This window comes from Selenomonas sp. oral taxon 136 (assembly GCF_001554015.1).
GTDB classification, from domain to species: domain Bacteria; phylum Bacillota; class Negativicutes; order Selenomonadales; family Selenomonadaceae; genus Centipeda; species Centipeda felix.
Window position 1 is genome coordinate 1 of record NZ_CP014239.1, and the last position, 25122, is coordinate 25122.

General features: G+C 55.5%; 23 protein-coding genes. 2 read left to right on the forward strand and 21 right to left on the reverse strand.

Features of this window, described 5'->3' with window-relative positions; genetic code table 11:
• Positions 1–8 precede the first annotated feature (8 nt).
• From rlmD to mnmA, 13 genes are all read right to left on the reverse strand, one after another.
• Positions 9–1418, reverse strand: a complete 1410-nt coding sequence (gene rlmD, locus AXE86_RS00005; protein WP_061943271.1) for a 23S rRNA (uracil(1939)-C(5))-methyltransferase RlmD — start codon at positions 1416–1418, stop codon at positions 9–11.
• On the reverse strand, positions 1415–2083 hold the full coding sequence (locus AXE86_RS00010; protein ID WP_061943275.1) for an HAD family hydrolase: 669 nt from the start codon (positions 2081–2083) through the stop codon (positions 1415–1417). Before AXE86_RS00010 ends, rlmD begins: the two co-directional genes overlap by 4 nt.
• A gap of 59 nt (positions 2084–2142) precedes the next feature.
• Positions 2143–3582, reverse strand: a complete 1440-nt coding sequence (gene gatB, locus AXE86_RS00015) for an Asp-tRNA(Asn)/Glu-tRNA(Gln) amidotransferase subunit GatB (RefSeq protein WP_061943278.1) — start codon at positions 3580–3582, stop codon at positions 2143–2145.
• Entirely contained in the window at positions 3579–5045 is a 1467-nt protein-coding gene (gatA, locus tag AXE86_RS00020; RefSeq protein WP_061943280.1) for an Asp-tRNA(Asn)/Glu-tRNA(Gln) amidotransferase subunit GatA, read from the reverse strand. Before gatA ends, gatB begins: the two co-directional genes overlap by 4 nt.
• 12 nt (positions 5046–5057) lie before the next feature.
• Positions 5058–5348: an Asp-tRNA(Asn)/Glu-tRNA(Gln) amidotransferase subunit GatC gene (gene gatC / locus AXE86_RS00025; protein ID WP_061943283.1), complete on the reverse strand. Its 291-nt coding sequence runs from the start codon at positions 5346–5348 to the stop codon at positions 5058–5060.
• Positions 5349–5492: 144 nt separating this feature from the next.
• On the reverse strand, positions 5493–6374 hold the full coding sequence (gene speB / locus AXE86_RS00030; protein ID WP_061943286.1) for an agmatinase: 882 nt from the start codon (positions 6372–6374) through the stop codon (positions 5493–5495).
• Complete coding sequence (gene speE, locus AXE86_RS00035; protein ID WP_006689405.1) at positions 6355–7215, reverse strand: polyamine aminopropyltransferase; 861 nt, start codon at positions 7213–7215, stop codon at positions 6355–6357. The genes speB and speE overlap by 20 nt, the downstream gene beginning before the upstream one ends.
• 3 nt (positions 7216–7218) lie before the next feature.
• Positions 7219–8673, reverse strand: coding sequence for an aminotransferase class I/II-fold pyridoxal phosphate-dependent enzyme (locus AXE86_RS00040; RefSeq protein ID WP_061943289.1), 1455 nt, complete (start codon positions 8671–8673; stop codon positions 7219–7221).
• Complete coding sequence (locus AXE86_RS00045; protein WP_061943292.1) at positions 8673–9614, reverse strand: ABC transporter substrate-binding protein; 942 nt, start codon at positions 9612–9614, stop codon at positions 8673–8675. The genes AXE86_RS00040 and AXE86_RS00045 overlap by 1 nt, the downstream gene beginning before the upstream one ends.
• Positions 9611–10012 carry a DUF3783 domain-containing protein gene (locus AXE86_RS00050; RefSeq protein ID WP_061943295.1) on the reverse strand — a complete coding sequence of 134 codons (402 nt, stop codon included), beginning with the start codon at positions 10010–10012 and terminating at the stop codon, positions 9611–9613. Before AXE86_RS00050 ends, AXE86_RS00045 begins: the two co-directional genes overlap by 4 nt.
• Before the next feature lie 13 nt (positions 10013–10025).
• Positions 10026–10907 (reverse strand): NYN domain-containing protein, encoded by an 882-nt coding sequence (locus tag AXE86_RS00055; RefSeq protein WP_061943298.1) that lies wholly within the window; start codon positions 10905–10907, stop codon positions 10026–10028.
• Positions 10908–10918: 11 nt separating this feature from the next.
• On the reverse strand, positions 10919–11968 hold the full coding sequence (locus AXE86_RS00060) for a hypothetical protein (RefSeq protein ID WP_061943301.1): 1050 nt from the start codon (positions 11966–11968) through the stop codon (positions 10919–10921).
• Positions 11969–11996: 28 nt separating this feature from the next.
• A complete protein-coding gene (mnmA, locus tag AXE86_RS00065; RefSeq protein ID WP_170950753.1) occupies positions 11997–13082 on the reverse strand; it encodes a tRNA 2-thiouridine(34) synthase MnmA in 1086 nt (361 codons plus the stop codon).
• 147 nt (positions 13083–13229) lie between these two features.
• On the opposite strand from mnmA, the gene AXE86_RS00070 reads away from it, so the two are divergent.
• Both AXE86_RS00070 and AXE86_RS00075 read left to right on the forward strand, forming a co-directional pair.
• Positions 13230–14477 (forward strand): tRNA(Met) cytidine acetate ligase, encoded by a 1248-nt coding sequence (locus AXE86_RS00070; protein WP_061943309.1) that lies wholly within the window; start codon positions 13230–13232, stop codon positions 14475–14477.
• Between the two features lie 22 nt (positions 14478–14499).
• On the forward strand, positions 14500–15738 hold the full coding sequence (locus AXE86_RS00075) for an ATP-binding protein (protein ID WP_198145272.1): 1239 nt from the start codon (positions 14500–14502) through the stop codon (positions 15736–15738).
• A gap of 8 nt (positions 15739–15746) precedes the next feature.
• Here the strand turns inward: AXE86_RS00075 and AXE86_RS00080 are convergent, their stop codons facing one another.
• The 8 genes from AXE86_RS00080 to AXE86_RS00115 all read right to left on the reverse strand — a co-directional run bounded on the left by AXE86_RS00080 (position 15747) and on the right by AXE86_RS00115 (position 25078).
• The gene (locus AXE86_RS00080; RefSeq protein WP_009441992.1) at positions 15747–16631 is read right to left on the reverse strand and encodes a diacylglycerol/lipid kinase family protein; all 885 of its coding nucleotides are present in this window, start codon (positions 16629–16631) and stop codon (positions 15747–15749) included.
• Positions 16628–18283, reverse strand: coding sequence for a putative polysaccharide biosynthesis protein (locus AXE86_RS00085; protein WP_198145273.1), 1656 nt, complete (start codon positions 18281–18283; stop codon positions 16628–16630). The genes AXE86_RS00080 and AXE86_RS00085 overlap by 4 nt, the downstream gene beginning before the upstream one ends.
• Positions 18284–18430: 147 nt before the next feature.
• Complete coding sequence (gene hemL, locus AXE86_RS00090; protein WP_061943318.1) at positions 18431–19750, reverse strand: glutamate-1-semialdehyde 2,1-aminomutase; 1320 nt, start codon at positions 19748–19750, stop codon at positions 18431–18433.
• A 12-nt stretch (positions 19751–19762) separates the two neighbouring features.
• Entirely contained in the window at positions 19763–20734 is a 972-nt protein-coding gene (gene hemB, locus AXE86_RS00095) for a porphobilinogen synthase (RefSeq protein WP_061943321.1), read from the reverse strand.
• The gene (gene cobA, locus AXE86_RS00100) at positions 20731–22251 is read right to left on the reverse strand and encodes a uroporphyrinogen-III C-methyltransferase (protein ID WP_061943324.1); all 1521 of its coding nucleotides are present in this window, start codon (positions 22249–22251) and stop codon (positions 20731–20733) included. Before cobA ends, hemB begins: the two co-directional genes overlap by 4 nt.
• The gene (gene hemC / locus AXE86_RS00105) at positions 22248–23183 is read right to left on the reverse strand and encodes a hydroxymethylbilane synthase (RefSeq protein ID WP_061943327.1); all 936 of its coding nucleotides are present in this window, start codon (positions 23181–23183) and stop codon (positions 22248–22250) included. Before hemC ends, cobA begins: the two co-directional genes overlap by 4 nt.
• Entirely contained in the window at positions 23101–24462 is a 1362-nt protein-coding gene (hemA, locus tag AXE86_RS00110) for a glutamyl-tRNA reductase (protein WP_006689390.1), read from the reverse strand. The genes hemC and hemA overlap by 83 nt, the downstream gene beginning before the upstream one ends.
• A complete protein-coding gene (locus AXE86_RS00115; RefSeq protein ID WP_061943330.1) occupies positions 24416–25078 on the reverse strand; it encodes a precorrin-2 dehydrogenase/sirohydrochlorin ferrochelatase family protein in 663 nt (220 codons plus the stop codon). The genes hemA and AXE86_RS00115 overlap by 47 nt, the downstream gene beginning before the upstream one ends.
• Positions 25079–25122 lie beyond the last annotated feature (44 nt).

Below are 25122 nucleotides of genomic sequence, written 5' to 3' on the forward strand. Positions count from 1 at the left end.
TATCCCGTTCATTTGGCTGCTGGAATGTCTCGTGACAATTTCGTGATGGTCTCCACGTGCGAAGTTTGTGGAAACAGATCGACCGGCTGTACTTCCTGCGCATGATAACCAAATTCTTTCAGTATGGCGAGGTCGCGTGCGAGAGTGGCGGGATTGCACGAGACGTAGACGATGCGCTGCGGCTTCATATCGGCGAAGGTTTTGAGGACGGTCGGCGTACAGCCCGCACGCGGCGGGTCAACGACAACAACGTCCGGACGAATGCCCTGTTTGTAGAGTGCCGGCATGACTTTTGTCGCGTCGCCGACGATAAACTCTGCATTTTTGACATGGTTATCGCGGGCATTCTTTCGTGCATCGAGAATGGCAGGCTGCACGATTTCGATGCCGTAGACCTTACGTGCTCTCTGGGCAAGAAAAAGGGTGATTGTCCCTGTGCCGCAGTAGGCGTCAATGACGGTCTCTGTCCCATGGAGATCCGCATAGGCAAGTGCCTGTTCATAGAGACGTTCAGCCTGCTGCGTATTGACCTGAAAAAAGGATCGCGGTGAAATGTGAAAATGCAGCCGTCCGAGCGCATCGAGGATGGTCGGCTTTCCCCAGAGGAGCACAGTGTCGCGTCCCATGATGACATTGTTCCGATAGGTCTGGATGTTTTGATGTACACTGACGAGGTTCGGTAATCGTTCTCGTAGCAGTCGAACAAAATCCTTTGCGCGTGGCAGCTGCTTGGTCGCTGTGACGATCACCGCCATAAGGTCGCCATTCTGCCCGACACGCCCGACGATGTGACGCAGGATGCCCTTGTGTGTGTCCTCATTGTAGACAGGAATGCGAAGCTGCGCGGCAATAGCACGTACGGCATTGGCAAGCGCATTATTCGGCTCACGCTGAATATGGCAGTTCTCCGTATCGATGATCGTATGGCTTCCCTGTGCGAAACAGCCAACGACGATTTTTCCCTTAGCGAGGCCGACGGGAAACTGCATTTTATTGCGATAGTTCCACGGTGACTGTGCCGCAAGTGTCTCCCTGACCAAGACATGAGGAAGTTTGCCGATATGGGACAGTGCATCGATCACCTGCTGACGCTTCGCGCGCAGTTGCGCCGCATAGGAAAGATGCTGGAGCTGACAGCCGCCGCACGCCTCATAAAGACTGCATAGAGGTGTAATGCGATCATTGCTCTGCTGAAAAATTTCCGCCAAACGTCCACGGGCATAGGAGGTTTTTACCTCCTCAATGCGTACCGTGACCCGTTCGCCGGGAAGTGCATTAGGGACAAATACGGTAAAGTTATCATATCGCCCGACGCCCTCGCCACTCGTTCCGAGCCGGTCAATGCAAATCTCATAGACTCCCCCTCGACGTACGGGAACCATCTGTACGCGTGTCTGCGCCTTTTGTGTTTTTTTCATGCCTCTCGAAACGTCACCTTTTCAAATAGTTCCATCGGAGTATTAAGGAGCACATCCGCGTCGTGTTCCCGGAGCTCCTGCTCCGTGCGAAATCCCCAGAGAACGCCCACCGCAAGCGTTTCTGCATTGCTTGCGGTGTCCATGTCGACCGAGCTGTCTCCGAAGTACGCTGTTTCCTGCCCCGTAACGCCAAGCTCTTTCATGATGTGCAGCACTTTCGTTGGATCCGGTTTTCGCGGAAGTCCCTCCCGATCACCGATGATCTCCCGAAACATATGCGGAGGAAACAGTGCCGTGATGATGCGTTCTGCCGCACTTTGATGCTTATTCGTGCAGACAGCCAATGGAATACCGCGACGGCAAAGCTCCTCCAGCATCTCCATAATACCGTCATAGGGAACGGTCTTATGCAGGAGGTTTTCAGCATAGCGTTCTTTGTACTCTGCCATAAAACGATGGACAAATGCGGCGTCCTCCGCCTGATGCGGCGGCAGAATCCGCTCAATCAGTTTCTGTGTCCCATTTCCGACAAAATATCGATACTTCTCCGCTGTATATGTCGGAAAATGATATGCTGACAGGACAGCATTGGCACTGTCCGCCAAATCTTCAAGCGAATTGATCAACGTGCCGTCCAAATCGAAAATCGCAGCCTTATACTGCATGGCAGTCTCTCCTTTTGAGAAAAACAGCCTTTCCCCTGCGGAAAAGACTGCTTGCTTTCTCAGCCAAGTTTTTTTGCCAAAAGTTCATTGACCATCTGCGGGTTTGCCTTGCCCTTGGACTGTTTCATCACTTGTCCGACCAAGGCACCAATCGCCTTTTTATTGCCGCCCTTGTAGTCCTCTACCGCCTTTGCATTGGCAGCAATGACTTGATCGACGATGCCTTCGATCTCCTTGGTGTCCGTAATCTGGATGAGCCCCTTGTCCTTGACGATCTTCTCGGGAGCATCAGGAGATGTCCACATTGCCTTGAACACGGTTTTGCCGATCTTAGAAGAAATCGTCCCCTTTGCGATGAGGAGAATCATCTCGCCGAGGCGCTTTGCATCGACAGGAGAGTCCTCGATCGTTTTCCCTTCTGCGTTCAGGTTCTTGGAGAGATCGCCCATCAGCCAGTTTGCCGCCAGTTTTGCATCCGCTCCTGTTGCAACAATGGCATCATAGTACTCAGCCATCGCACGCGAGCTCGTGATGATGCCCGCATCGTATGCGGAGAGTCCTGCCTCGTCCATCAGACGCATGCGACGGGCGTCCGGCAGCTCCGGCAGCTCACGCCGTACCGCCTCAATTTCCTCTTCACTCGTCACGATGGGCGGAAGATCGGGCTCCGGCATATAACGGTAGTCATGCGCCTCCTCTTTGCTGCGCATGGAGAGTGTCATACCACGCTCTGGATCCCACGTGCGTGTCTCCTGCACAATGTGTCCGCCGTCCTCGAGCACCTCCGTCTGACGCTCGATCTCATAGTTGATCGCATCTTCCAACGCTTTGAAGGAGTTGATGTTTTTCATCTCCGTCCGTGTGCCGAGCTGGTCTGAGCCGACAGGACGCAGGGAGACGTTGATGTCCGCACGGAGATTGCCCTCCTCCATGCGGCAGTTCGAGACATCAATATACTCCATGATCGACTTGATCTTCTCCATGTAGGCACGTGCCTCCTCGGCTGAGGACATATCGGGCTCGGAGACAATCTCAAGCAGGGGAACGCCAGTGCGGTTGTAGTCCACATTGGACGAAGCAGAATCCTTAATCGTCGTACCGGAGTGAACGAGTTTTCCTGCGTCCTCCTCCATGTGGATGCGCGTCAGGCGAATGCGCTTCTTCCCCTCTTCCGTATCGATATCCACCCAGCCATGTTCGGCGATAGGCAGGTCGTACTGCGAGGTTTGGAAGTTCTTCGGCAAATCCGGATAGTAGTAATTCTTGCGGTCAAACTTGCTGTATCCGTTAATCGTGCAGTTCGTCGCCAGCCCCGCCTTGATGGCGAAATGGACGACCTCACGGTTGACGACAGGGAGAACGCCGGGCAGACCGAGGCAGACGGGACAGACATGTGTGTTCTGCGGGGTTCCGAACCCCGTAGCACAGCCGCAGAAGATCTTGGTCTTTGTCTTGAGCTCGCAGTGAATCTCAAGGCCGATGACGGTTTCGTATTTCATGCCCTTCCTCCAATCGGCGCCATTTTCGTATGGAAATCATGCCCCTGCTCATAGGCAAACGCCGCACGCAGGATCGTCTCCTCCGCCAGCGGACGACCGATGATCTGAAGTCCGATCGGAAGTCTCTCCGCAGTGAAGCCGCAGGGGACGGAGATCCCGGGGAGCCCCGCGAGATTCAGTGGAACGGTCGAAATATCCTGCAGATACATCTGCAGGGGGCTCGTCATTTCACCGATGCGATACGCCGGTGTCGGTGCTGTCGGTGTCATGACGACATCCACCTGCTCAAAGGCTCGCGTAAAGTCCTGCTGAATGAGTGTCCGTACCTTCAGTGCCTTGAGGTAGTACGCATCGTAATATCCGGCGGAGAGTGCATAGTTGCCGATGAGGATGCGCCGTTTTACCTCCGCGCCAAATTTCTCCGTGCGCGTCCGCGTCATCATATCGACGAGATCCTCTCCGTCCACCCGTGCGCCATAACTGACCCCGTCATAGCGTTCCAGATTCGTCGCAGCCTCTGCAGGTGCAATCAGATAATAGGTGGAGACGGCATAGTCCGTATGCGGCAGGGAGATTTCACGAACCTCTGCCCCCATCGCCTCCATATCCGCAATCGCCTTGCGGACGGATGCCTCAACCTCCTGATCCATTCCGTCGATAAAATATTCCTTCGGGAGTCCGATCTTCAGCCCCTTGACATCTGCACGGAGTGCCTGTGTATAGTCGGGAACATTGGCGCGGCTGGCCGTCGAGTCCATCGGATCATGCCCTGCAATTACGTTTAGGAGATGGGCTGCATCCGTGACATCACGCGTAAGCGGTCCGATCTGATCGAGCGACGACGCATACGCCATCAGACCATAACGAGACACACGCCCATAGGTCGGCTTCAGTCCGACAATACCACAGAATGATGCGGGCTGACGAATTGACCCGCCTGTATCGCTGCCGAGCGCCCAAATCGCCGTTCCCGATGCCACGGCAGCGGCACTGCCGCCCGATGACCCACCGGGAACACGTGCCGTGTCCCAAGGGTTGTGCGTCGGCTGAAAGGCGGAGTGTTCCGTCGAGCCGCCCATGGCAAACTCATCGAGATTCGTCTTTCCGAGAATGACGGCGTCCTCTGCATGCAGCTTCGTCATGACCGTCGCATCATAGGGCGGAACAAAGTGCTCCAAGATCTTGGACGCGGCTGTCGTGCGTACACCGATGGTACAGATATTATCCTTAACAGCACCCGGAATCCCTGCGAGGAACGGAATCTTCTCTCCTGCGGCACGTTTTGCATCCACGGCATCTGCCTGAGCAAGCGCACCCTCGCGTGTTTCCAAAAGGTATGCGCCAACATCGCCCTCCACGGCATCCATGCGCGAAAGCACATCCTCGGTCAGTTCACGGGCGCTGATCTCGCTGCGCGCGAGCATATCGTGCAGGACATGCGCCGGTTTTTCATATAGACTCAAAACAGCCCCTCCTTACCCTTCGAGTACCTTCGGCACTTTGAAATACCCGTCCTCCTGCAGCGGTGCATTCGAAAGCGCCGCCTCGTTGGAAAGGGACGAGCGCACCTCGTCTGCGCGAAAGACATTCTCGATGGGCAGTGCATACGTCGTCGGCTCCACATCTTCCGTATCAACACGCGAGAGATTATCCACGTATGAGAGAAAGTCTCCCAGAGACGCCAGTGCCTCTTCCTTTTCCTCGGTCGGAATCGAAAGACGCGAGAGATGCGCGGTTACCCTGAGATCCTGTTCCGTTACCTTCATAGACTCCACCATCTTTCCATGCTTCGGGAAGCACTGATAAATGCGGTACGACCATCCGGCACACCTCGTTTTATCAGCGATTCCCTTAGTCGCAGTTTCCTCGCTATTATAACAAATCACTTCATCGGTATCAAACGGAAATCACTACACCTGCGGCGGACGGATAAAATCTGCTGAAAGTGCGAGCAGAATCTCCCGCAGGAGCTTGAGTGCCGTTGCCGTCGATGTACCGCTGGCGTCAAGCGGCGGCGAGAGCTCCACCATGTCGCATGCGACAACCCTGCATCCACGCACAACGGAGAGTGCCGCCTTCATCAGTTCGATGAACGTGACACCGCCTGCCTCCGGCGTTCCCGTACCGGGGAAGACGGAGGGATCGAGGACGTCGAGGTCAATCGTCAGATAGACAGGACGTCCGTGGAGGCCGGCAATCACATCCGAGAGCCCTGCAAAGGTAAATGGATGGAGATCCGTATGCCCTGCCCGTGCCCACTGCCATTCCGCACATTCGCCGCTGCGTATCCCAAACTGATGGATGCGCCCATCGCCGAGCAGATCCCACGCACGGCGGATAACGGTCGCATGGGAGAGTTTGTTGCCGAGATATTCTTCGCGCAGATCAGTATGTGCATCGAAGTGAATGACGGAGAGATCGGGATATCGCTTCGCCGCAGCTTCGATTGCGGGGAGGCTGACCAGATGCTCCCCGCCGATCAGAAAGGGCAGCTTTCCGCTGTGCAGGATCGCCTCTGCGCGCTCCCTGATCATCGCCAGTGCTCGTTCGGTATCGCCAAAGGGCAGCTCCAAATTCCCCCCGTCAAAGACGCGTGCATCCTCGAGATCGAGTTCCTGATACGGGCTGTACGTCTCCAGTCCGTATGACTCCGCCCGCATTGTACGGGCAGCAAACCGCGTACCCGGACGATAGGAGGTCGTCGAGTCAAACGGCGCACCAACGAGGACGATATGGCTCTCCTCATAGGTGTTATCGCAGCCGAGAAATGTTTCAACGTTGCGGTTCCACATCTTCGAGTATCTCCTCCACATAGTTCGGCAGAGCAAATGCTGCTGCATGAAGCTGCGTATTGTAGTAGCGCGTCCGAATGCCGAGTGCCTTCCATCGTGCAAAATCGACGCCCTCCACGGGGCGGCGGTTCTTGGATGAGAAGCCAAACAGCCAATGCCCCGACGGATACGTCGGAATATGCACCTGATAGACGCGGCTGTATGGGAACGAATGAACAATGCGCTTGTGCATCCGCTGCATGGCATAGGCGTCCTGCTCATAAAAGGGGCTTTCATGCTGGTTGATCATGATGCCGTCAGCTTTGAGCGCCTTGAAGCAGTTGCCATAAAACTCTTTGGTGAACAGTCCCTCTCCTGGTCCGAACGGATCCGTCGAGTCCACGATAATGAGATCGTAGACATCGACCGGTCGGCGCACAAAGCGCAGCCCGTCTTCACAGTGGATGCTCACCCGCGGATCATCCAGTCCTGCCGCCGTCGACGGCAGATATTCACGGCAGACATCGATCACCATCGCATCGATCTCCACGAGATCGATATGCCGCACCGACGGGTAGCGCAGCAGCTCCCGTACCGTCCCTCCATCCCCGCCGCCGATCACGAGGATGTTCTCTGCCTCCGGATGCACACACATCGGTACATGGGTGATCATCTCATGATAGATGAACTCATCCTTCTCTGTGAGCATCATATAGCCGTCAAGCGTCAAAAATCGCCCGAACTCGGGCGACTCGAATACGTCAATGCGCTGGAACTCGCTCTGCCCGCTGTAGAGCTGACGATCTACACGGATGGAGAACCGCACGTTCGGTGTATGTTCTTCCGTATACCAAAATTCCATGGTCTATCTCTCCGTCATTACATTGAGACGTTGTATACTCATATCCTCCGGCCCTGTGATCTGACAGCCCTTTTTCTTCGCATAGCGGATGTAGGTCAGAATCTCGTCCGTGATCTCCTCCCCCGGTGCAAGGATCGGGATACCGGGAGGATAGCACATGACAAACTCGGCACAGATACGTCCCTTGGTCTCTTGGATGGGCAGGGACTCCTTCTCCGCGTAGAACGCATCCTGCGGACCGCAGACGACCACGGGGTCGATATACTCCATCTTGAGCGTCTTGGAGGGATCCTTGCGATAGTTCCGACGGATCTCCGCCAGTGCCGCGACAAGCCGCTCAATATCCTTCGGACGGTCGCCAACGGAAACATAGGCAAGCAAGTTTGCGATATCCCCGAACTCGGTCTGGATGTCATAATCATCGCGCAGGATGTCATAGACCTCAATGCCGGCGAGCCCTGTTGCACATGTAAAGATGGACAGCTTCGTCGTATCGAAGTCATACACGGCATCACCGTCGATCAGCTCACGCCCATAGGCATAGTAGTCTCCGATGGTGTTGATCTCATCACGGGCATAGGCGACAAGTCCGATGATGCGGTCGATCACTTCACGGCCGCGCAGTGCCAAATTGCGGCGGCTGATATCAAGACTCGCGAGGAGCAGATACGAGGCACTCGTTGTCTGTGTGATATTGATGATCTGATGGACATATCCGAGCGGCATCGTATCCGCACAGAGAAGAATGGAGCTCTGCGTCAGCGAGCCGCCGGACTTGTGCATGCTGATCGCAGCCATATCCGCGCCCGCATCCATCGCCGCTGTTGGAAGCCGATCACTGAAATAGAGGTGCGTACCGTGCGCCTCATCGACCAATACCTTCATCCCGCGGGCATGCGCTTTCTCCGTAATGGCACGCAGATCCGAGCATATTCCGTAATAGGTCGGATTGTTGACAAATACCGCCTTGGCGTCCGGATGGCGCTCCATTGCTGCTGCAACATCGTCCGTGCGCATTCCGAGCGCAATCCCAAGCGTATCCTCAATGCCGGGATTGACATAGATCGGCACAGCGCCGCAGAGAATCAGTGCATTGATGGCACTGCGATGGACATTGCGCGGCATGATGATCTTGTCACCGCGTCCTACCGTCGATAGGATCATTGCCTGCACCGAACCCGTCGTCCCGCTGACCATGAAAAAAGCATGGGCGGCACGGAAGGCTTCTGCTGCCAGATGCTCTGCATCGCGAATCACAGAGACGGGATGGCAGAGATTGTCGAGCATCTTCATCGAGTTTACATCGACATCAAGACAGGCAGCTCCGAGGAATGCCGCCAACTCCGGATTTCCGCGGCCACGTTTGTGCCCCGGCACATCGAACGGAACGAGGCGTGCCCGCTTCATCCGTACAAGTGCCTCCTCTATGGGCGCATTCGTCTGGGAGAGATAGGGCATTACTTCTCCTCCGAAAGGAGGCGAGAGACCAGATCATCATAGCCGTAGGCGGCCGCATTTCCCTTACTCGTCACCCAGCGCACAGCCTCCGTCACATCCGACTCTGCCGGACTTCCCGCATGACGATAGGACGGCAGCACGAGAACATCCTTCGCCGCAGGCGGGAATCCACTCCGCTCCACGACGAGGTCCAGATACTCGGACTGCAGCGTATGGTTCAGATCGTCGACTGCTTTATTGTAGGCGCGATACATCGCCCGAACGGATTTCTCCTTATCCTGAAGGGCGGATTTGGAAAAGACGATTACCCCCGGATTGATACCGAGATCACCCGAGCCGATCACATAGTTACTGCCCGATGCCGCCGCGACGCTCGCCATCGGCTCAGGCAGAACTGCCGCTCCGAGATTTCCGCTGCGGAGCATCTCAAGACGTACCGGAATCTGCGGAATGACAACCTTTGCGACATCCTCTTCACGCATTCCGTTGGCGGCGAGAATCTCATCCGTCACATACTCGATGATCGTGTTCTTGGAAACGGCGATCTCCTTGCCACGCAGATCAGCAGGGGAGGCAATCCCCGCACCATCGGATGCAACGAGATTGTAATTGCCGTCCGTATAGGAAACAGCACGGACATCAAATCCGCCGGAACGGGCGAAAATCACAGCCAGAAGGTCAGACACCGCTCCATCGAGATTTCCGCTTTGCAGTGCCGCATCACGATCCATTGCACTCTTGAACGGCTGCAACTCTACCTCAACGCCTTCCTCGGCAAAGTAGCCGCGTTCCGCTGCAATAATGAACGGAATAGAGTCCGTATCGGGCATCAGCCCGATGGTCAGCTTCGGGAGCGGCTCACTTTTCTCCTGCACAGGAGCCCCACAGCCTCCCACAAGGAACAACGTCAGACAAAATAGGCAGGCAAGAATTTTCCTCATTCTATATTCCCTTCTATAGGCACTCTGCCGCCGTGTTCCTTCGCCATGTGCTCACACAGATAGCGCAGTGTCCACAGCGTATTGTACGGTGTAATGGATGATTTGTAGGTGATATGTGGAACGCCCGCATCTTCCACGGCATGGAGAACCTGTGTCAGGCGCTTCCCCTTCACCCCATCCAGCAGCATCACACGATGCGGAAATGAGAACACATCCCCCTCCTGCGCCGTTTGCTTCAAAAAACCTTTGCGGCCAAGGAGATAGCCGACCTTCTCACGCCATGCATCCGGCGAAAGGATCTGAACGCCCACTCCCATCGGACGCAGTGCACCCGTAATCAACTCCGCCTGATCTGCGGGAAACTGATAGAGCAGAACACGCTCCTTGCTGTTCGCCATGGCAAGCCCTCCATCATTTTGCTGAGAGACCGCGCATGAGGAGATACGTCACAAGTTCGTCCAGAGAGACTTCCTCTTCAAGCACCTTGCGGTCGAGGGATGCACGCAGGCTCTTGGGCAGACGAACAGTGAGAAATCCATTCATGACAGCGTTGCCCGCCTCATTCTTCGGCGTTGCTTCCTTTGCCGCAGACGCCGCTTTTGCCTTGGATGTCGTCTTCTTTGTCTCCTTGGGTGCAGGTGCCTTTTGTGTTGGTGCCTCTGCCGTGTGTTCTGCCGCGTCTTTCTTCTTCGCCGCAGCTGTCGTGCGTTTTTTCTGCTCGCGTGCCTTCCCCGCTGTTTCTGCGTTTACTTTTGCATTATTCTTCGTCGTCTTTTCTTCTGCTGCTTTCTTCTTTGCCACGTTTTCCTCCGTTTTCTTCTCCTCCTTTTTCCGTGCTGCCTTCTGCTCTTTCTCCATCGGCGGCGGGTATACGAAGAACTCGTTGTATGCGTTGCGCAAGTCCTCACTTGCCTGCTTTGTTCCAATGCCGATAATGTACGATGGATCCTCAGCGTTCAGCGACTCAGCAATACGTACGAAGTCAGAATCCGTTGTTATGATAAAGTACTTGCGCACCCCCTCTTGATAGAGGATCTGCGCCGAGTCATAGAGGGCAGAATCCAGAGAATTTTTTCCCAGAAAGGTACGGCTGATCTGTCGAAAGGTAAAGTCCGGGGACTCCATGAGCCGATCCCAACGCTTCTGATCGGGATGTGCCTCCCAATCCGAGACGACGATCATGCGGCATGGCTGGTAACGCTGTGCAATATCAATGGTATACTGAAGCATTTCAATCGGCGCATTCTCTATGTCGTAGAGGATCGCCACGGTATCATTGCTCGAATCGAGCATCCTATCTCTCCTCACTCTTCCGCATCGAAAAACAGACGCCGTGCGCGTTGTGCCAGGAAGGTTGCCTCTCCCTCGAGCACATCTGCCTGCCGCAGATTCGTCTCGGCAGAGCGGATCGTCGCTGCGTTCTTATCCGTCATCCACGCTGCATATCCCTCCGCGTAGGCGATATGGAGATCGCAGATCTTGATACGCAGCTGCTGGAGACTCTGCATCGTACGGGGAACGGAAACAGCACTCAGCTCTTCGCGCCGTTCCTGCCAGTCCGCGAGGACATCCTGCTCCATGATCTGGCGTGCCATGTCCCGTGTTGTCTGATTCCCCAGTGCGCCTGCGCCGAGCACACGATAGAGACGCATCTGTGCCGCACTGACGCTCTGATCATGCCGCCGAATAATGGCATCCGTCTCCTCAAGATACTGCTGAACCCGCAGGCGGCGCGCATTGCCCAAGAAGGCTGCATAATCATATAGATTCCGTATTGATACGACCTGCCAATCCCCATCATCCGAAGGAGCAAGGCAAACCTGAAACGTGAAATCCGCATCTGCTTCGTCCTGATGCGCAACGACATCGACCACCGCCGTACGTGCTGCCTGATCCACCGTCAGATTTGTCGTCTCACGGAACGAGAGGTCACGCAGGCCGATACGGGACAGGATATTCTCTGCGTCCGAACCGTCCTTTGCAGCATCCGCCGGCGGCCAATCGCCCTCCGTCAGATACGTATGAACCGCATCATTCAGCATTTTGATAAACGCCGGCTTGAGCATCTTTGAAAAATCCGCCAGAGCCGCAGACGTATCATGCGCTCCACCGAACTCCGTATCCATCGTCCCGGCCATGAAGTCATCATAGCCCATGTCAAGGACATCATCCAGACGCACATAACGCAAAAAAAGCGTCTCATCCCGCGTCTCAAAGGCGCGCTCAATTGAGCGAAGCGCATACTCCGGCGTCTTCGTATAGACGCGAAAATACCAAAAGAGCCCTGCAAGCACCAGCAGCACACAGAGCAGTGCGGCACATGCGGCCTTTATTTTCATGGCATGGCTCATCATCGTTGTTCCCTCTCTCCATCATAGCGGCTCATGGTATCACATGGTCGATGCTGCCGCCGCCCAGTACGGCATCGCCCTCATAGAATACAATGGACTGCCCCGGTGTCACAGCACGCTGTGGCTCGGAAAAATGTACCGCCACAGTACCATCGCCCTGTGGCTCCATCCACGCATCTGCCTCGCGTTTTCCATAGCGTATTTTTGCCCGCACACGACGAGGTTTGTGTGGTGGCCGCGACAGTGTCCAACTCAGATCTGACGCCGTCAGTGCGTGTGCAAAGACCTCATCAGATGCACCGACAATCACACGGTTTTCAGACGCATCCAACGCCGTCACGTAGAGCGGATGCTCTGCCGCAATCCCGAGTCCCCTGCGCTGCCCAATGGTATAAAAGGCAATGCCTTCATGTGTGCCGAGGACATGTCCCGTACGATCCGTGATCGCCCCCGTCTGCATCGTCTGCGGTGCGTGCGTACGCAGGTAGGACTTATAGTCGTCACGGGGGACAAAGCAGATCTCTTGACTCTCCGCCTTGTGGGCAACGGGAAGCCCATAGTCCTCCGCCATACGCCGAATCTCGTCCTTGCGATAATCCCCGAGCGGAAAGAGAACATGATCCATCATCTCCTGTGTCAGATGATAGAGCACGTAGGACTGATCCTTCGCCGCATCAATGCCCTTTCGCAGATGGTAGGTTCCATCTTCCGTATGCGTGATCCGAGCATAATGCCCTGTGGCAATATACTGTGCACCAAGCGCCCGTGTTTTCTCCAGCAGCCCTTCAAACTTAATATAGCGGTTGCACGCAATACACGGATTCGGCGTGCGCCCACGCGCGTACTCCTGCGTAAAATAGTCAATCACCAGCCGCTGAAATGGATCGGTGAAGTCCATCACATAGTGTGGAATCCCCAAGATATCTGCGACACGGCGCGCATCGTCCACACTCGAGAGAGAGCAACAGCTGCGCCCATCGAGGTCGGCGTCGCGCGCCTCCTCCGAGAGACGCATCGTCACACCGACGACTTCATATCCCTGCTCCTGAAGAAGTGCCGCCGTGACCGAGCTGTCCACACCTCCACTCATCGCGACGACAACACGTTGTTTCTCCATCCTTTGCTCCACTATGAAATTCAATCAAATGTGAATTTAGTATAGCATTCGCATTCCGAAAATACAAGATATTGTATTTGTGATCGAAGGGCTACACAAACGTATTCTTTTTTGATAAAATTAAAAAGAAAAAAGGGGAGGTGAACTATGGGCGTCATCGGGGTAATCGCCGAATACAATCCATTCCATTACGGTCATGCCTGGCAGCTTCGTGAACTGCGCCGAAGATTCCCCTCCGCAGGCGGCATCATCGTCGTCATGAGCGGCAGCATAACGCAGCGTGGAACGCCTGCCGTTCTCGACAAGTGGACACGGGCAGGGCACGCCGTCGACGGTGGTGCTGACCTCGTACTTGAACTCCCCTTTGCCTTTGCCTGCCGCAGCGCACAGGACTTTGCACGCGGCGGCGTCTCCCTCCTCATGCAGCTCGGCGTCGTCAGTCACCTTGCTTTCGGCACAGAGGCTGCGGACATTGCCCCGCTCGAAAGAGCTGCACGGGAGATCGACACAGAAAAAATCCAGCACAGGATTGCACATGGACTCTCCATGGGACTGTCCTACGCAGCGGCACTCTCCTCTGCCCTAGCGGAGCAGCTTGGCATCGAAGAACGCATCCTGCGTACGCCGAACAATATCCTCGGCATGGAGTACCTGCGCGCACTCCACGCCAAGGATGCAGACATCACTCCGCTTGCCCTGCCGCGCAAAACAGCGGCGCACGGAGAGACACGACTGCGCAGCGGCATCACCAGTGCATCCTCCATCCGCACAGTACTGGAACGGGACGTCCCCTCATGGGAGCACATCGCAGCGTGTGTCCTGCCAAACGTGCTTGGTGATCTGCGCCGTACCCATCCGCACGCACTCCCCTCTCACAGAGAACTCCTGCGTCTCCTGCGCTATGAGATCCTCACCATGACGGACACAGAGCTCCACAGCATCTACGGTATATCCGAGGGGATCGAAAACCGTCTGGTGCGTGCACTGCGTATGGCAGAGACCTACGAAGAGCTGCTGACACATGCATCATCCAAGCGCTATCCAAAGAGCCGCATCGGACGTCTCGCCATCCACCTCCTGCTCCGGCTGCAAAAAGTGCAGACAGAGGAATTTGACCATGCCGGCTGTCTCTACATCCGTCCATTGGTATTTAATGAAAGAGGAAAAACACTGCTGCGGCGCATCAAAAAAAATTCTCCACTTCCGATCATCACGCGTACGGCAGAAATTTTGTCGAGTGACGCGCGTGCGCGCTCCCCTGCAAAGCTGTCTCTGCTGCAGCAAATGCTTGCCTTCGATACGCGCGCCACAGAGCTGCGTATGTTGACACTGCCGCAGCAATACGGCAGTGCGTGCGGCACAGATTTTCTCTCATCACCGATCTATCATGAATGAGTTACAGAAAGGACTATGTTCTATGGCACCACAAGTCAATCTTTCCAACTTGCTCACCCTGCATAATTTGCGCATGGATCCTGTTCTCGCCGCACTGGAGGACGCCATAATGTACGGAGATGAGGGTGCAGAGGAGCGTAGTGAATGCTGCGCCGTGCTGATTGCCGCTGCAGAGAATCTTGGTCTGCGCGGAAATCTGCTGCCGCGTTACCTTCTTCACAGCATTACGCACACACCAAATATTGTCTCGGAGACAATGGAGCGGACGGGACTGCCGCCAGGAAATAGCCTGCGCCATATCTTCCATCAGGATATTGCTTTGCTGTATCCGATCTTCACACTTCCGACCAGTGCTTTTTTGAGGACTGAGGCGCTGGACGACTACGAGCCAACGAAAAATATCTATGATAAGACAGAGGACTTCATTCTTCCCTTGCTCGATGCGGCAAAGACGACGGAGGACTACGCCGAGGCATTATTAACATTCTACGCCCGCTATGGCTGTGGAGATATGGCATCCTATTCCGTGTTCCGCTGGGACAGTACGGCGCATCACATCTGCGGCATAGATCACTTTGAGCGTCCGCGTATGAAGGACATCATCGGGTATCAGCACCAGAAGGAGCTGCTCATCCGCAACACACACGCCTTCGTCCTCGGCAAGCCATCCAATCATGTACTCCTCGTTGGAGCACGCGGTACAGGAAAATCCTCTGCGGTTAAAGCTCTGGTCAGTGAATACGAAGACAGCATACGTCTTGTACAGGTGACCAAAGATCAGCTGCGTGATCTGCCCGCAATCATGAATGAACTGCGTCGCTACGCAGGACGAAAGTTTATCATCTTTTTGGACGATCTGTCCTTCGAGGACTCTGACACGGAGTTCAAGGCGGTCAAATCTTCCATCGAAGGAAGTGTATCGTCCTGTCCGTCCAATGTACGAATCTATGCGACGTCCAATCGTCGTCACCTCATCCGTGAAACATGGCGTGAGCGCGAGCAGGATGAGGTCTATCGCGACGACAGCATCAACGAAACGATTTCCCTCTCGGATCGATTCGGTCTCATCATTCAGTACCATACGCCGGATCAGGAGGAATATCTGGCGATCATCGACCACATGCTCACACAAAAAGGCATCCACCTGACCCCCGAGGAGCTGCGCATCGCTGGACTTCGTTGGGAGATGACGCACAGTGGGCGCAGTGGACGCACGGCGCAGCAATTTGTCGCCTACTATTTAGGAAACAACGAATCATAGGAAGAGGCTCAGCAATACACGGAGAGTGCGAGTGGGACGGTCTTCACACACAGTGGAAGACGCGGTCCGCATTCCCCGTCCACATCGCTAAAGAGCTGCGCACCCGTTGCAAGCTCAAACGTCCGCGCACGTATGTGTAGGATGTTGTCTCGCTCCGATACCGGTTTTCCGGCAAACAGGTCTGCCGCCACAGACATAAACTGCGGCAGGCCTGTTTTTTTTACGGCAAGGAGATCGAGCATCCCGTCATTGATCGCAATACCGCTGCCGATCTGCTTCATCCCGGCCACCACAGGGCTGTTGGCGATGACGAACAGAAAAATTTCTTCCTCATAGTGCTCACCATCCGCCGTAATGCGCACCGGAAATGAATGCAGGCGCGGAAGCTCTCCGATTCCCTTCAGATAGTAGGCGATTCTGCCAAGCGCATTCTTGTAGGCCGACTTCACCTCATGGGCGATCCCCGTCAGAACACCGGCACTGAGGACGTTAACAAAATAACGCCCCTGCCCTTCCAGAACTCCCAGATCGACGCGCCGCGACTCATCCGCCGCGATGCGCTCCACATAGGACTCCCAATCTCCGCCGATCCCAAGGTGCGTAGCAAAATCATTTGATGTTCCGCTGCCTAAGATACCGAGTGGTAGGTCGATCTTTGCATCCTGCAGTGCATTCACTACTGCGTGCACCGTTCCATCACCGCCTGCCGCCAGTACGCCAGCAGGGGCAATCTCACAGAGGAACTGGCTGAGCTGATCCTGCCCATTCCCACGCGTGCGATAGGGGCAAAGCATGATGTCGTGACGCTGAAAAAGCTCAATCAGCATATCCAGCTTCCCCTTGAAGAGAGCATGTCCCGAGACCGGATTGTAGATCAATGCCATTTTCTTCATGACTTATACACTCCAATCCGCTGTAAAAATCGGATGCCGACCGCGCCGACCATCGGCAGACGATGCAGATCCTCCTCGATCAGGCCGCGCAGCAGGATCATCGCTGCCACATAGACAAAGCAGCCGAAGAACACCGCACCGAAGGTAGAAATCGCAGCAATCCCCCACCATGCCAGTGTCCATGCGTAGAAAAAGTGGACAGCACATGCCATAATCCCGGCAGAACATATCGTCTTGATGAGCTGGAGGAGCTCGATACGATAGCCAATAAAACGGTAGATAAAGTAAAGATTGATGATCGCCGCGACACCCATATCTGCCGCCGTTGCCCATGCAGCGCCCATGATGCCGAGCCATGGGATCGCCGTCAGATGCCAGTTTAGAAAAATCTTTGCCGCCGCTGCGAGCACCATGTTCACCATGGGGATGGTCGGATGACCAAGTCCCTGCAAAATTCCCGTTGAGACTTGATGCAGACCGAGCAGGATGATGCTCACCGCCGAGATCATGACCGCAGGCCCCGCGCCCGGTGCATTGTAGATCAGCGAAGAAATTGGCGTCGCCAAAATAAACACAATGACAAAGGCGGGAAAACAGACGAAATTTGAAATGCGCACGGACGCCGCCGTCTGATCGTAGACGCGCGCCTGATCGCCAAGCACGCGTGACTCCGAGATGGCAGGCACAATACTCATCGCCATGGATGCAGTCAGGATCGTTGCCAGATTGACGAGCGGGACGGCCATGCCGTTCAGATAACCGAAAAGCTCCGTCGCCTCACTGATGCTATAGCCTGCTGCCTCAAGACGCTGCGGAACAATCATCAGATCTAGATTCGAGACCACGGGCAGCATAATGCTCGCCGCCGAGACTGGAAGTGCCAGCTTAAAAATACGATGAATGATCGAAAACCGCGTCTCGTAAGGAACATTCGGCAGCGGTTTCAGCTCCGTCCCGTAATCACGAACAATATCCCGCTCCAGTTTGATATGGAAGTAGACGAGAACAATGAGTCCTGTCACCGCCCCTGCAAAAGCCCCGAGCGACGCGCCGGCGGCTGCATAGTCCAGCCCCCATGGCATGAGAAGACTCGCAAGGACAATCATGGTCACCACGCGGAAAATCTGCTCTACGATCTGCGACACCGCCGTCGGCGTCATGCGCTGCCATCCCTGCAAATACCCGCGTGAACTGGCGAGCAGGGTCACGAAAAAGACCGTCGGGGCAAGCACCACCACAGCCTTGTAGGCACGCGCATCACGAATCAGCTGCCACTCGATCAGCCAGTCTGCCGCCAAATAGGTCAAAATCGAAAAGAGCAGTCCTGTCAGCACCATGAGCATCATAGAGATGCGAAATACACGCTTCGCTCCGTAGATATCCTTGAGTGCGACGCGCTCCGCCGTAATAATCGAAATCGCTACCGGAACACCGGCCTGCGAGACCGTCATGGCAAAAAAATAAATGGGGAACGCCATCTGGTAGAGACCAATACCTTCGCCGCCTAGAATGCGGGAGACGAAGATCCAGTTCAGCGACCCGATCACCTTGACCACAAAACCTGCGATGGTCAGAACAAAAGTACCCTTGAGAAAGGATTCTCCTTTGCTCTTCTTCCCTTCCGCAACATTCATCTCACTAATGAGAAACACCGCCTCAAATGCTAATTATGAGAATAATATCGATTGAATTATATCATGAACTGCTTCCACTATCAATGGACTTCACTCACACGGACAGATGTTTCAAATCACAAAAAGACCTCACACGATGCAGTCGCATGAGGTCTTTGCTGAAAATTATTTTCGTGCTTTTTTGACTGCGGCAAACGCCTTCTCCGAAGCGGCAACTGTGCGTTCAATGTCTTTGTCCGTATGCGCTCCCGACATGAATACCGTCTCAAACTGGGACGGAGCCAGATACACGCCCTCATCGAGCATCGTCTCAAACCAGATGCGGAAGGCATCCTGATCAGCAGCAGCGGCATCCTCATAGTTATAGACATCACGATCAATAAAGAAGATGCCGAACATCGATCCCGCCTGATGTGCACATATCGGCACGCCTGCCTCCTTTGCTGTGCGCTGCCAGCCAAGCAGGAGATTCTTCGTCTTGATGGTCAGCTCACGACTGTAATCCGCTTTCCCTTCTTCGGGGTCTGCCGTGATAAGCTTCAGCGTCTCAATGCCCGCCGTCATGGCAAGCGGATTGCCTGAGAGAGTGCCCGCCTGATAGACGGGACCCGAGGGCGAAATCTGCTCCATGATCTCACGGCGTCCGCCGTATGCCGCAACGGGCAGGCCTCCGCCGATGATCTTGCCGAGGCAGGTGAGATCGGGACGAATGCCATAGGCAGCCTGTGCACCGCCCAAGGACGCACGGAAGCCGCACATCACCTCATCAAAGATGAGAAGCGTGCCGTGCTGCTCGGTCAGCTCGCGCAGCAGAGAGAGATAACCCTGACGCGGCAGCACCAGCCCCATATTTCCCGCGACCGGCTCAACGATGACGGCGGCAATATGATCGCCCTCGCGCTCCATCACATCGCGGATGGCGTCCTCATCGTTGTACGGAACAGCAATCGTGTCCGCCGCTGTCCCCTTCGTCACACCGGGAGAACTTGGGACGCCGAAGGTCGCCATGCCTGAGCCTGCGCTGACGAGGAGGCTGTCGTTATGCCCGTGGTAGCATCCGATGAACTTGACGATTTTATCCCGTCCGGTATAGCCGCGTGCCAGACGCAGTGCACTCATCGTCGCCTCGGTTCCCGAGTTGACCATGCGGATGGATTCAATGGTTGGATAGACCGACTGAACGAGCTTAGCCAGCTCCGTCTCCATGAGCGTCGGTGCACCGTAGCTCGTCCCACGCGCCACAGCCTCCTGCAGAGCCTTCACCACCTGCGGATGTGCGTGCCCGACGATCATCGGCCCCCATGATCCCACGTAGTCGATGTAGGAGTTCCCATCAATATCGTAGATATATGCCCCCTCTGCACGTGAAATAAAGAGCGGATTGCCTCCCACATTGGCAAACGAACGGACGGGACTGTTGACCCCGCCGGGCATATACTGTTTTGCCTCATCAAAGGCAGCCTTTGATTTTTCGGTATGGCGCATATAGCTCTCTCCTTATCCGTTCATCCAGTCAGCAGCATCCAAGGCATGATAAGTGATGATGATCTTTGCACCGGCGCGCTTCATGCCCGTCAGTGTCTCCAGAACAATCCGCTGCTCATCAATCCAGCCGTTTACTGCCGCCGCCTTGACCATGGCGTACTCGCCGCTGACATTATAGACGGCAATGGGGCGATCAGTCACCTCATAGACACGACGTACCACATCGAGATAGGTAAGAGCCGGCTTTACCATAATGATGTCAGCACCCTCTTCCACATCCAGTGCAGTCTCTTTCAGTGCCTCACGGACATTCGCCGGGTCCATCTGATACTGCCTGCGGTCGCCGAAAGCGGGCGTGCTGTCCGCCGCATCGCGAAAAGGGCCATAGTATCCAGAGGCATACTTTACTGCGTAGCTCATGATGGAGGTGTTCTCAAATTTATTTTCGTCAAGTGCCTCACGAATGGCGGCGATGCGTCCATCCATCATATCGGATGGTGCAACGATGTCTGCCCCCGCCTTCGCCTGACTTACGGCAACCTTCTGCAGGAGTGCGAGTGTCCTGTCATTATCGACATAGTGTCCCGTGAGATGCCCACAGTGTCCATGTGTCGTATACTGGCAAAGGCACACATCACCGACAACCAGCAGCTCAGGAACGGCATCCTTGATCGCAGCGATCGCGCGCTGGACAGGACTCTCCATATCCCATGCAGAGCTGCCGTCCTCATCCTTATAAGCAGGAAGGCCGAACACCTCGACGGCGCGAATCCCACGCGCTGCGATCTCGTATGCGAGTGCTGCGACCTGATCCACAGAGTAGTGGAAACACCCCGGCATACTCGGGATCTCTTCTTTGATCTTCTCTCCGGGAACAACAAAGATCGGATAGACAAAATCGCGCACCGACAGTTCTGTCTCACGCACAAGATCGCGCATCCCGGACGAGATGCGCAGACGGCGCGGACGCTGGATCATACTCATTCTACACTCTCCCTTATACAGTCTACCAGTCCATCAATCGTATAGGTCATGGCAGTCATGGCAGGCACCAGCGCATAACTCTTTACGGTCTCCGCTGTTACCGGTCCAATGCAGGCAATCTTCGTATGCTGCAGCGGCGTAATATTGCCGAGCATGCGCACGAGGTTCTTGACGGTGGAGGAACTGGTAAAGGTAACGTAGTCAAACGCACCGTCCATCATCTGGGTAGCGAGCTCTTCCCCATGTTCTGTCTCGGGTACCGTCTCATAGGCTGCGGCAACATCCACAGTCGCCCCATGTGCACTCAAGGACTCAGGAAGAACGTCGCGTGCCTCCTGTGCGCGCGGCAGGAGGATATGGGCACGCGGCGGCAGAATCGGACGGAGCGCATCCACGACTGCCTCTGCGCGGAACTCCTGCGGCACAAGATCTGCCTCGATCCCGTAGGTGCGCAGACGATCCCGTGTCGCCGTACCGATGACAGCAATTTTAGCATAGCCGAGTGCTCGTGTATCCTTTCCTGCGTGATGAAGCCGCGCAAAGAAATGATCCACACCGTTGACACTCGTAAAGATCGCCCAGTGATAGTCCTGCAGTTTTCCGATGGCAGAATCCAGTCCAGCATACGAATCGGACGGCGGAACAATGCGAATCACCGGTGCCTCGACGCAGGATGCACCGAGTGCCGTCAGTTTCTCCGTCAATGCCGAGGCCTGAGCACGCGCACGTGTGACAAGAATGCGCTTCCCAAAAAGAGGACGGAACTCTCTGCGGTCGAACCAGCGCAGACGATCTCGCAGGCGCACCACATCTCCCACAATAAAGATCGCAGGAGGACGTATCCCATCACGACGTACCATCTCAGCCGCCTCACCGACCGTCGTCACGTACGTCTCCTGATCGGCACGCGTCCCCCATCGGATAAGTGCTGCCGGGGTATCTGCGGGACGCCCATTCTCGATCAAATGCTTCGTGATCTCAGGCAGATTTGCCACTCCCATCAGAAAGATCAGTGTATCCACACCTGTCGCGAGATGCTGCCAGCGGACATGAGACTCGGGTTTCGTCGGATCCTCGTGTCCCGTGACCACGGCAAAGGAAACCGCCACACCTCGATGTGTCACAGGAATACCGGCATAGGCCGGCACGCTGATCGCAGAGGTGACACCGGGCAGAATCTCAAAAGAAACTCCACGTTCCAGCAAAACAAGAGCCTCTTCCCCACCGCGGCCAAAGACGAACGGATCTCCGCCCTTCAGACGAACGACCGTCTTTCCCTCCTCCGCCTTGTCTGCGAGCAGGACATTGATCTCCTCCTGCCGCATTGTATGATGGCAGGACTGCTTGCCGACATAGATCCGCTCTGCTGCCTCAGGCACATAGGAGAGAATACTCTCATCGGCAAGATGGTCATAGACAACAACATCCGCCCGTTTCAGGCACTGCATCGCCCCCACGGTCAAAAGGCGCGGATCTCCGGGACCCGCGCCAACAAGAAACACCATTCCGTTCTTCATGCTGTAATTCCAATCTCTTTCAAAATCTCACGTCCGCCGGCATCGAGGAGCTCCTCGGCAAGAGCAGTTCCCAGAGCCTCAGCCTGCTCGCCTGCTCCGTGTGCATCAGAACGGCAGATACGCTGTCCATCGACCGAAGCAATCATAGCATCAATGGAAATCTGACCGTTAGCATCGACCTCAGCATAAACCCCGACAGGGATCTGACAGCCGCCCTCAACACGACGCAGGAAAGCGCGCTCTGCCTGTGCCGCCGTCGTCATACCTGCATCACGCAGAAACTCAATGGCGGAAAGAATTGCGGCATCCCCAGCACGGCATTCAATGGCAAGAGCTCCCTGCCCAACCGCAGGAAGCATCACAGAGCGCGGCAAAATGGTGCGGATACGACGTTCAAAACCGAGTCGCTTTAGTCCTGCCGCTGCAAGCACAATCGCATCGAACTCCCCTGCGTCGAGCTTGGCAAGACGCGTATTGACATTTCCGCGCAGATCACAGATCGTTAAATCGGGGCGCACGGCGAGAAGCTGTGCGCGGCGGCGCAGACTCGACGTACCCACGCGTGCCCCGACAGGAAGATCCTCCACTGCAGCGTAGTGTGCACTGACAAAGGCATCACCAGGGTCAAGCCGTGTTGTAATCGCACCGATGACCAGTCCGTCGGGAACCTCCGTCGGCATATCCTTCAGACTATGCACGGCAAGATCGACCGCATCATCCAGCATCGCCTGCTCAAGTTCCTTCGTAAAGAGCCCCTTGCCGCCGATTTTAGCGAGCGGTGCATCCATGATGCGATCTCCCTTCGTCGTCAGCTCACGCAGCTCCACACAGCAGGACGGATGTTCCTTTTTAATGGCCTCCGCCACATAGTTCGCCTGCCACAGAGCCAACTTGCTCGCTCGTGTACCGATAGTGATTGTGCCGCTGTTCACTGGTTCCTGTCTCTCCCATCGCATCTAACTTAAAAAGAGAACGCATTGCTTCGATGTAAAATGCCTCATCCTTGGTTCCCGCAGACGACCGCAGCTTCATCATCGGGATGCGCAGTATCTTTCGCACAATCATGCGGCTCATGTGCTCAACCTGACGGCCTTCCTCTTCCGAGAGATCGGGCAGCTTCGCGCTCACACGCTTGATCTCACGCGCGCGAATGCGCTCACATCGTCCTGAGAGCAGTGCCATAAGCGGCTGAAAGGAAAGATACTTGAAGCGTTCCTGAAGGGCAGCAACTTCCTCCTCCACAATTTTCTGTGCCTTGACCGCCTCCGCCTGCCGTTCTCCCAGGTGCTCATCCACCACTGCCTCGAGTGCGTCAATATTATAGAGCTCAATTCCCTTGATCCCCGCAACATCGGGGTCAACATCACGCGGAACGGCAATATCGATAAAGAAGATTTTGCGTCCCTGACGACGCGTCATGAGGCGGCGCGCCTCCCACGCCTTGATTACATAATGCGGTGCCCCAGTCGATGTAACGACAACATCAACATTTGTCGCATAGTCCATGGCACGATCAAACGGAATGGCCTCTCCGCCGATCCGCTCGGCAAGCCCCCGCGCGCGCTCAATATGACGGTTGGCAACATAGATCGTCTCAATCCCATGCGCACGCAGATGTTCTGCCGTCAATTCCGCCATCTTCCCTGCACCGAAGATCAATGCTCCGCAGCCGCCAAGCCCTCCCAGAGACGCAGCAGCAAGCTCGACAGCAGCATAGCTTACTGACACAGAACGGTAAGCGATGCGCGTTTCCGTCCGTACGCGTTTTCCCGTAGCAATAGCACGGTGAAAGAGCAAATTGAGGATCGTCCCGGTCACGCCTGCCTCTCGTGCCAACGCATACGCCCCCTTCACCTGTGAGAGAATCTGCCCCTCACCGAGTACAAGCGAGTCGAGACTCGACGCCACGCGGAAGAGATGCTCAATCGCCGCATCGTCAGTGTACGTATAGAGATATGCATCCAGATCATCGCCGCCCTGCGCCAGATCGCACAGGAACTGCCGCACGGAGCGCTCCCCCTCCGCGAGATCCTCCACAGCAGCGTAAAGCTCCGTTCGGTTGCAGGTAGACAGAACTACAAGCCCGCTCACTCCATCGTAATCGCCTAGGTTCTGGAGCCCCGTGCGCAGTTCCTCGCGCGAGAACGAAACCCGCTCACGTACATCAATCGGTGCAGTCCGATGATTGAGCCCCAAAGTCAAGAGCCGCATTCCGTAGTTCAACCTCTGCTTTCTCCATCGCACCATGACGAACCATGGTCAAAATATCGGGGCACAGTGCCGTATGCCAAAAGCGCGTGCGTGCACTGCTCGATGAAACACTCTCCTGTAGTTCCACCCGCAGGGATGATACACGCTCCAGCCACATTCCGAAGGCGGGCGGATACATCTCCTCCAGTTCCATCCGTATCGCACGCGAGAGCGCCGGACTGCCGCCTGCGGTCGAGACGGACAGCATCAGTTCGCCGCGGCGTATCGAGGCAGGTACCTGAAAAGTAGATGCCGCAGGATCATCAATGACATTGACAGGAATCCCTCTGCGTTTTGCCTCCGACGCCACGGCCGCATTGACCTCGCGCAGATTCGTCGCCGCGTAGATGAGAAACGCACCTTCGAGCATTCCGTCCGCATAGCATGTCTGCTTCCAGCACAGCCTGCCTGCCGCGGCATGCTCCTGCAGCACAGAAGTGACTTTTGGTGCGATAACACAGATGGATGCCTCCGTCCCAGCAGAGAGAATGCTGCATGCTTTACGCTCTGCCACCCTGCCGCCGCCGACAAGGATAAGAGAACGTCCGCTCAGATCGACATTCAGCGGATACAGCACACAACTCACTCCTCTTCACCGCGCGAATTTTAACTAAAGAAACA

Coding starts and splice junctions, on each gene's coding strand:
- rlmD (WP_061943271.1), bottom strand. CDS start 1,418: ATGAAAAAAACACAAAAGGCGCAGACACGCGTACAGATGGTTCCCGTA.
- AXE86_RS00010 (WP_061943275.1), bottom strand. CDS start 2,083: ATGCAGTATAAGGCTGCGATTTTCGATTTGGACGGCACGTTGATCAAT.
- gatB (WP_061943278.1), bottom strand. CDS start 3,582: ATGAAATACGAAACCGTCATCGGCCTTGAGATTCACTGCGAGCTCAAG.
- gatC (WP_061943283.1), bottom strand. CDS start 5,348: ATGAAGGTAACGGAACAGGATCTCAGGGTAACCGCGCATCTCTCGCGT.
- speB (WP_061943286.1), bottom strand. CDS start 6,374: ATGTGGAACCGCAACGTTGAAACATTTCTCGGCTGCGATAACACCTAT.
- speE (WP_006689405.1), bottom strand. CDS start 7,215: ATGGAATTTTGGTATACGGAAGAACATACACCGAACGTGCGGTTCTCC.
- AXE86_RS00040 (WP_061943289.1), bottom strand. CDS start 8,673: ATGCCCTATCTCTCCCAGACGAATGCGCCCATAGAGGAGGCACTTGTA.
- AXE86_RS00045 (WP_061943292.1), bottom strand. CDS start 9,614: ATGAGGAAAATTCTTGCCTGCCTATTTTGTCTGACGTTGTTCCTTGTG.
- AXE86_RS00050 (WP_061943295.1), bottom strand. CDS start 10,012: ATGGCGAACAGCAAGGAGCGTGTTCTGCTCTATCAGTTTCCCGCAGAT.
- AXE86_RS00055 (WP_061943298.1), bottom strand. CDS start 10,907: ATGCTCGATTCGAGCAATGATACCGTGGCGATCCTCTACGACATAGAG.
- AXE86_RS00060 (WP_061943301.1), bottom strand. CDS start 11,968: ATGATGAGCCATGCCATGAAAATAAAGGCCGCATGTGCCGCACTGCTC.
- mnmA (WP_170950753.1), bottom strand. CDS start 13,082: ATGGAGAAACAACGTGTTGTCGTCGCGATGAGTGGAGGTGTGGACAGC.
- AXE86_RS00070 (WP_061943309.1), top strand. CDS start 13,230: ATGGGCGTCATCGGGGTAATCGCCGAATACAATCCATTCCATTACGGT.
- AXE86_RS00075 (WP_198145272.1), top strand. CDS start 14,500: ATGGCACCACAAGTCAATCTTTCCAACTTGCTCACCCTGCATAATTTG.
- AXE86_RS00080 (WP_009441992.1), bottom strand. CDS start 16,631: ATGAAGAAAATGGCATTGATCTACAATCCGGTCTCGGGACATGCTCTC.
- hemL (WP_061943318.1), bottom strand. CDS start 19,750: ATGCGCCATACCGAAAAATCAAAGGCTGCCTTTGATGAGGCAAAACAG.
- hemB (WP_061943321.1), bottom strand. CDS start 20,734: ATGAGTATGATCCAGCGTCCGCGCCGTCTGCGCATCTCGTCCGGGATG.
- cobA (WP_061943324.1), bottom strand. CDS start 22,251: ATGAAGAACGGAATGGTGTTTCTTGTTGGCGCGGGTCCCGGAGATCCG.
- hemA (WP_006689390.1), bottom strand. CDS start 24,462: ATGCGGCTCTTGACTTTGGGGCTCAATCATCGGACTGCACCGATTGAT.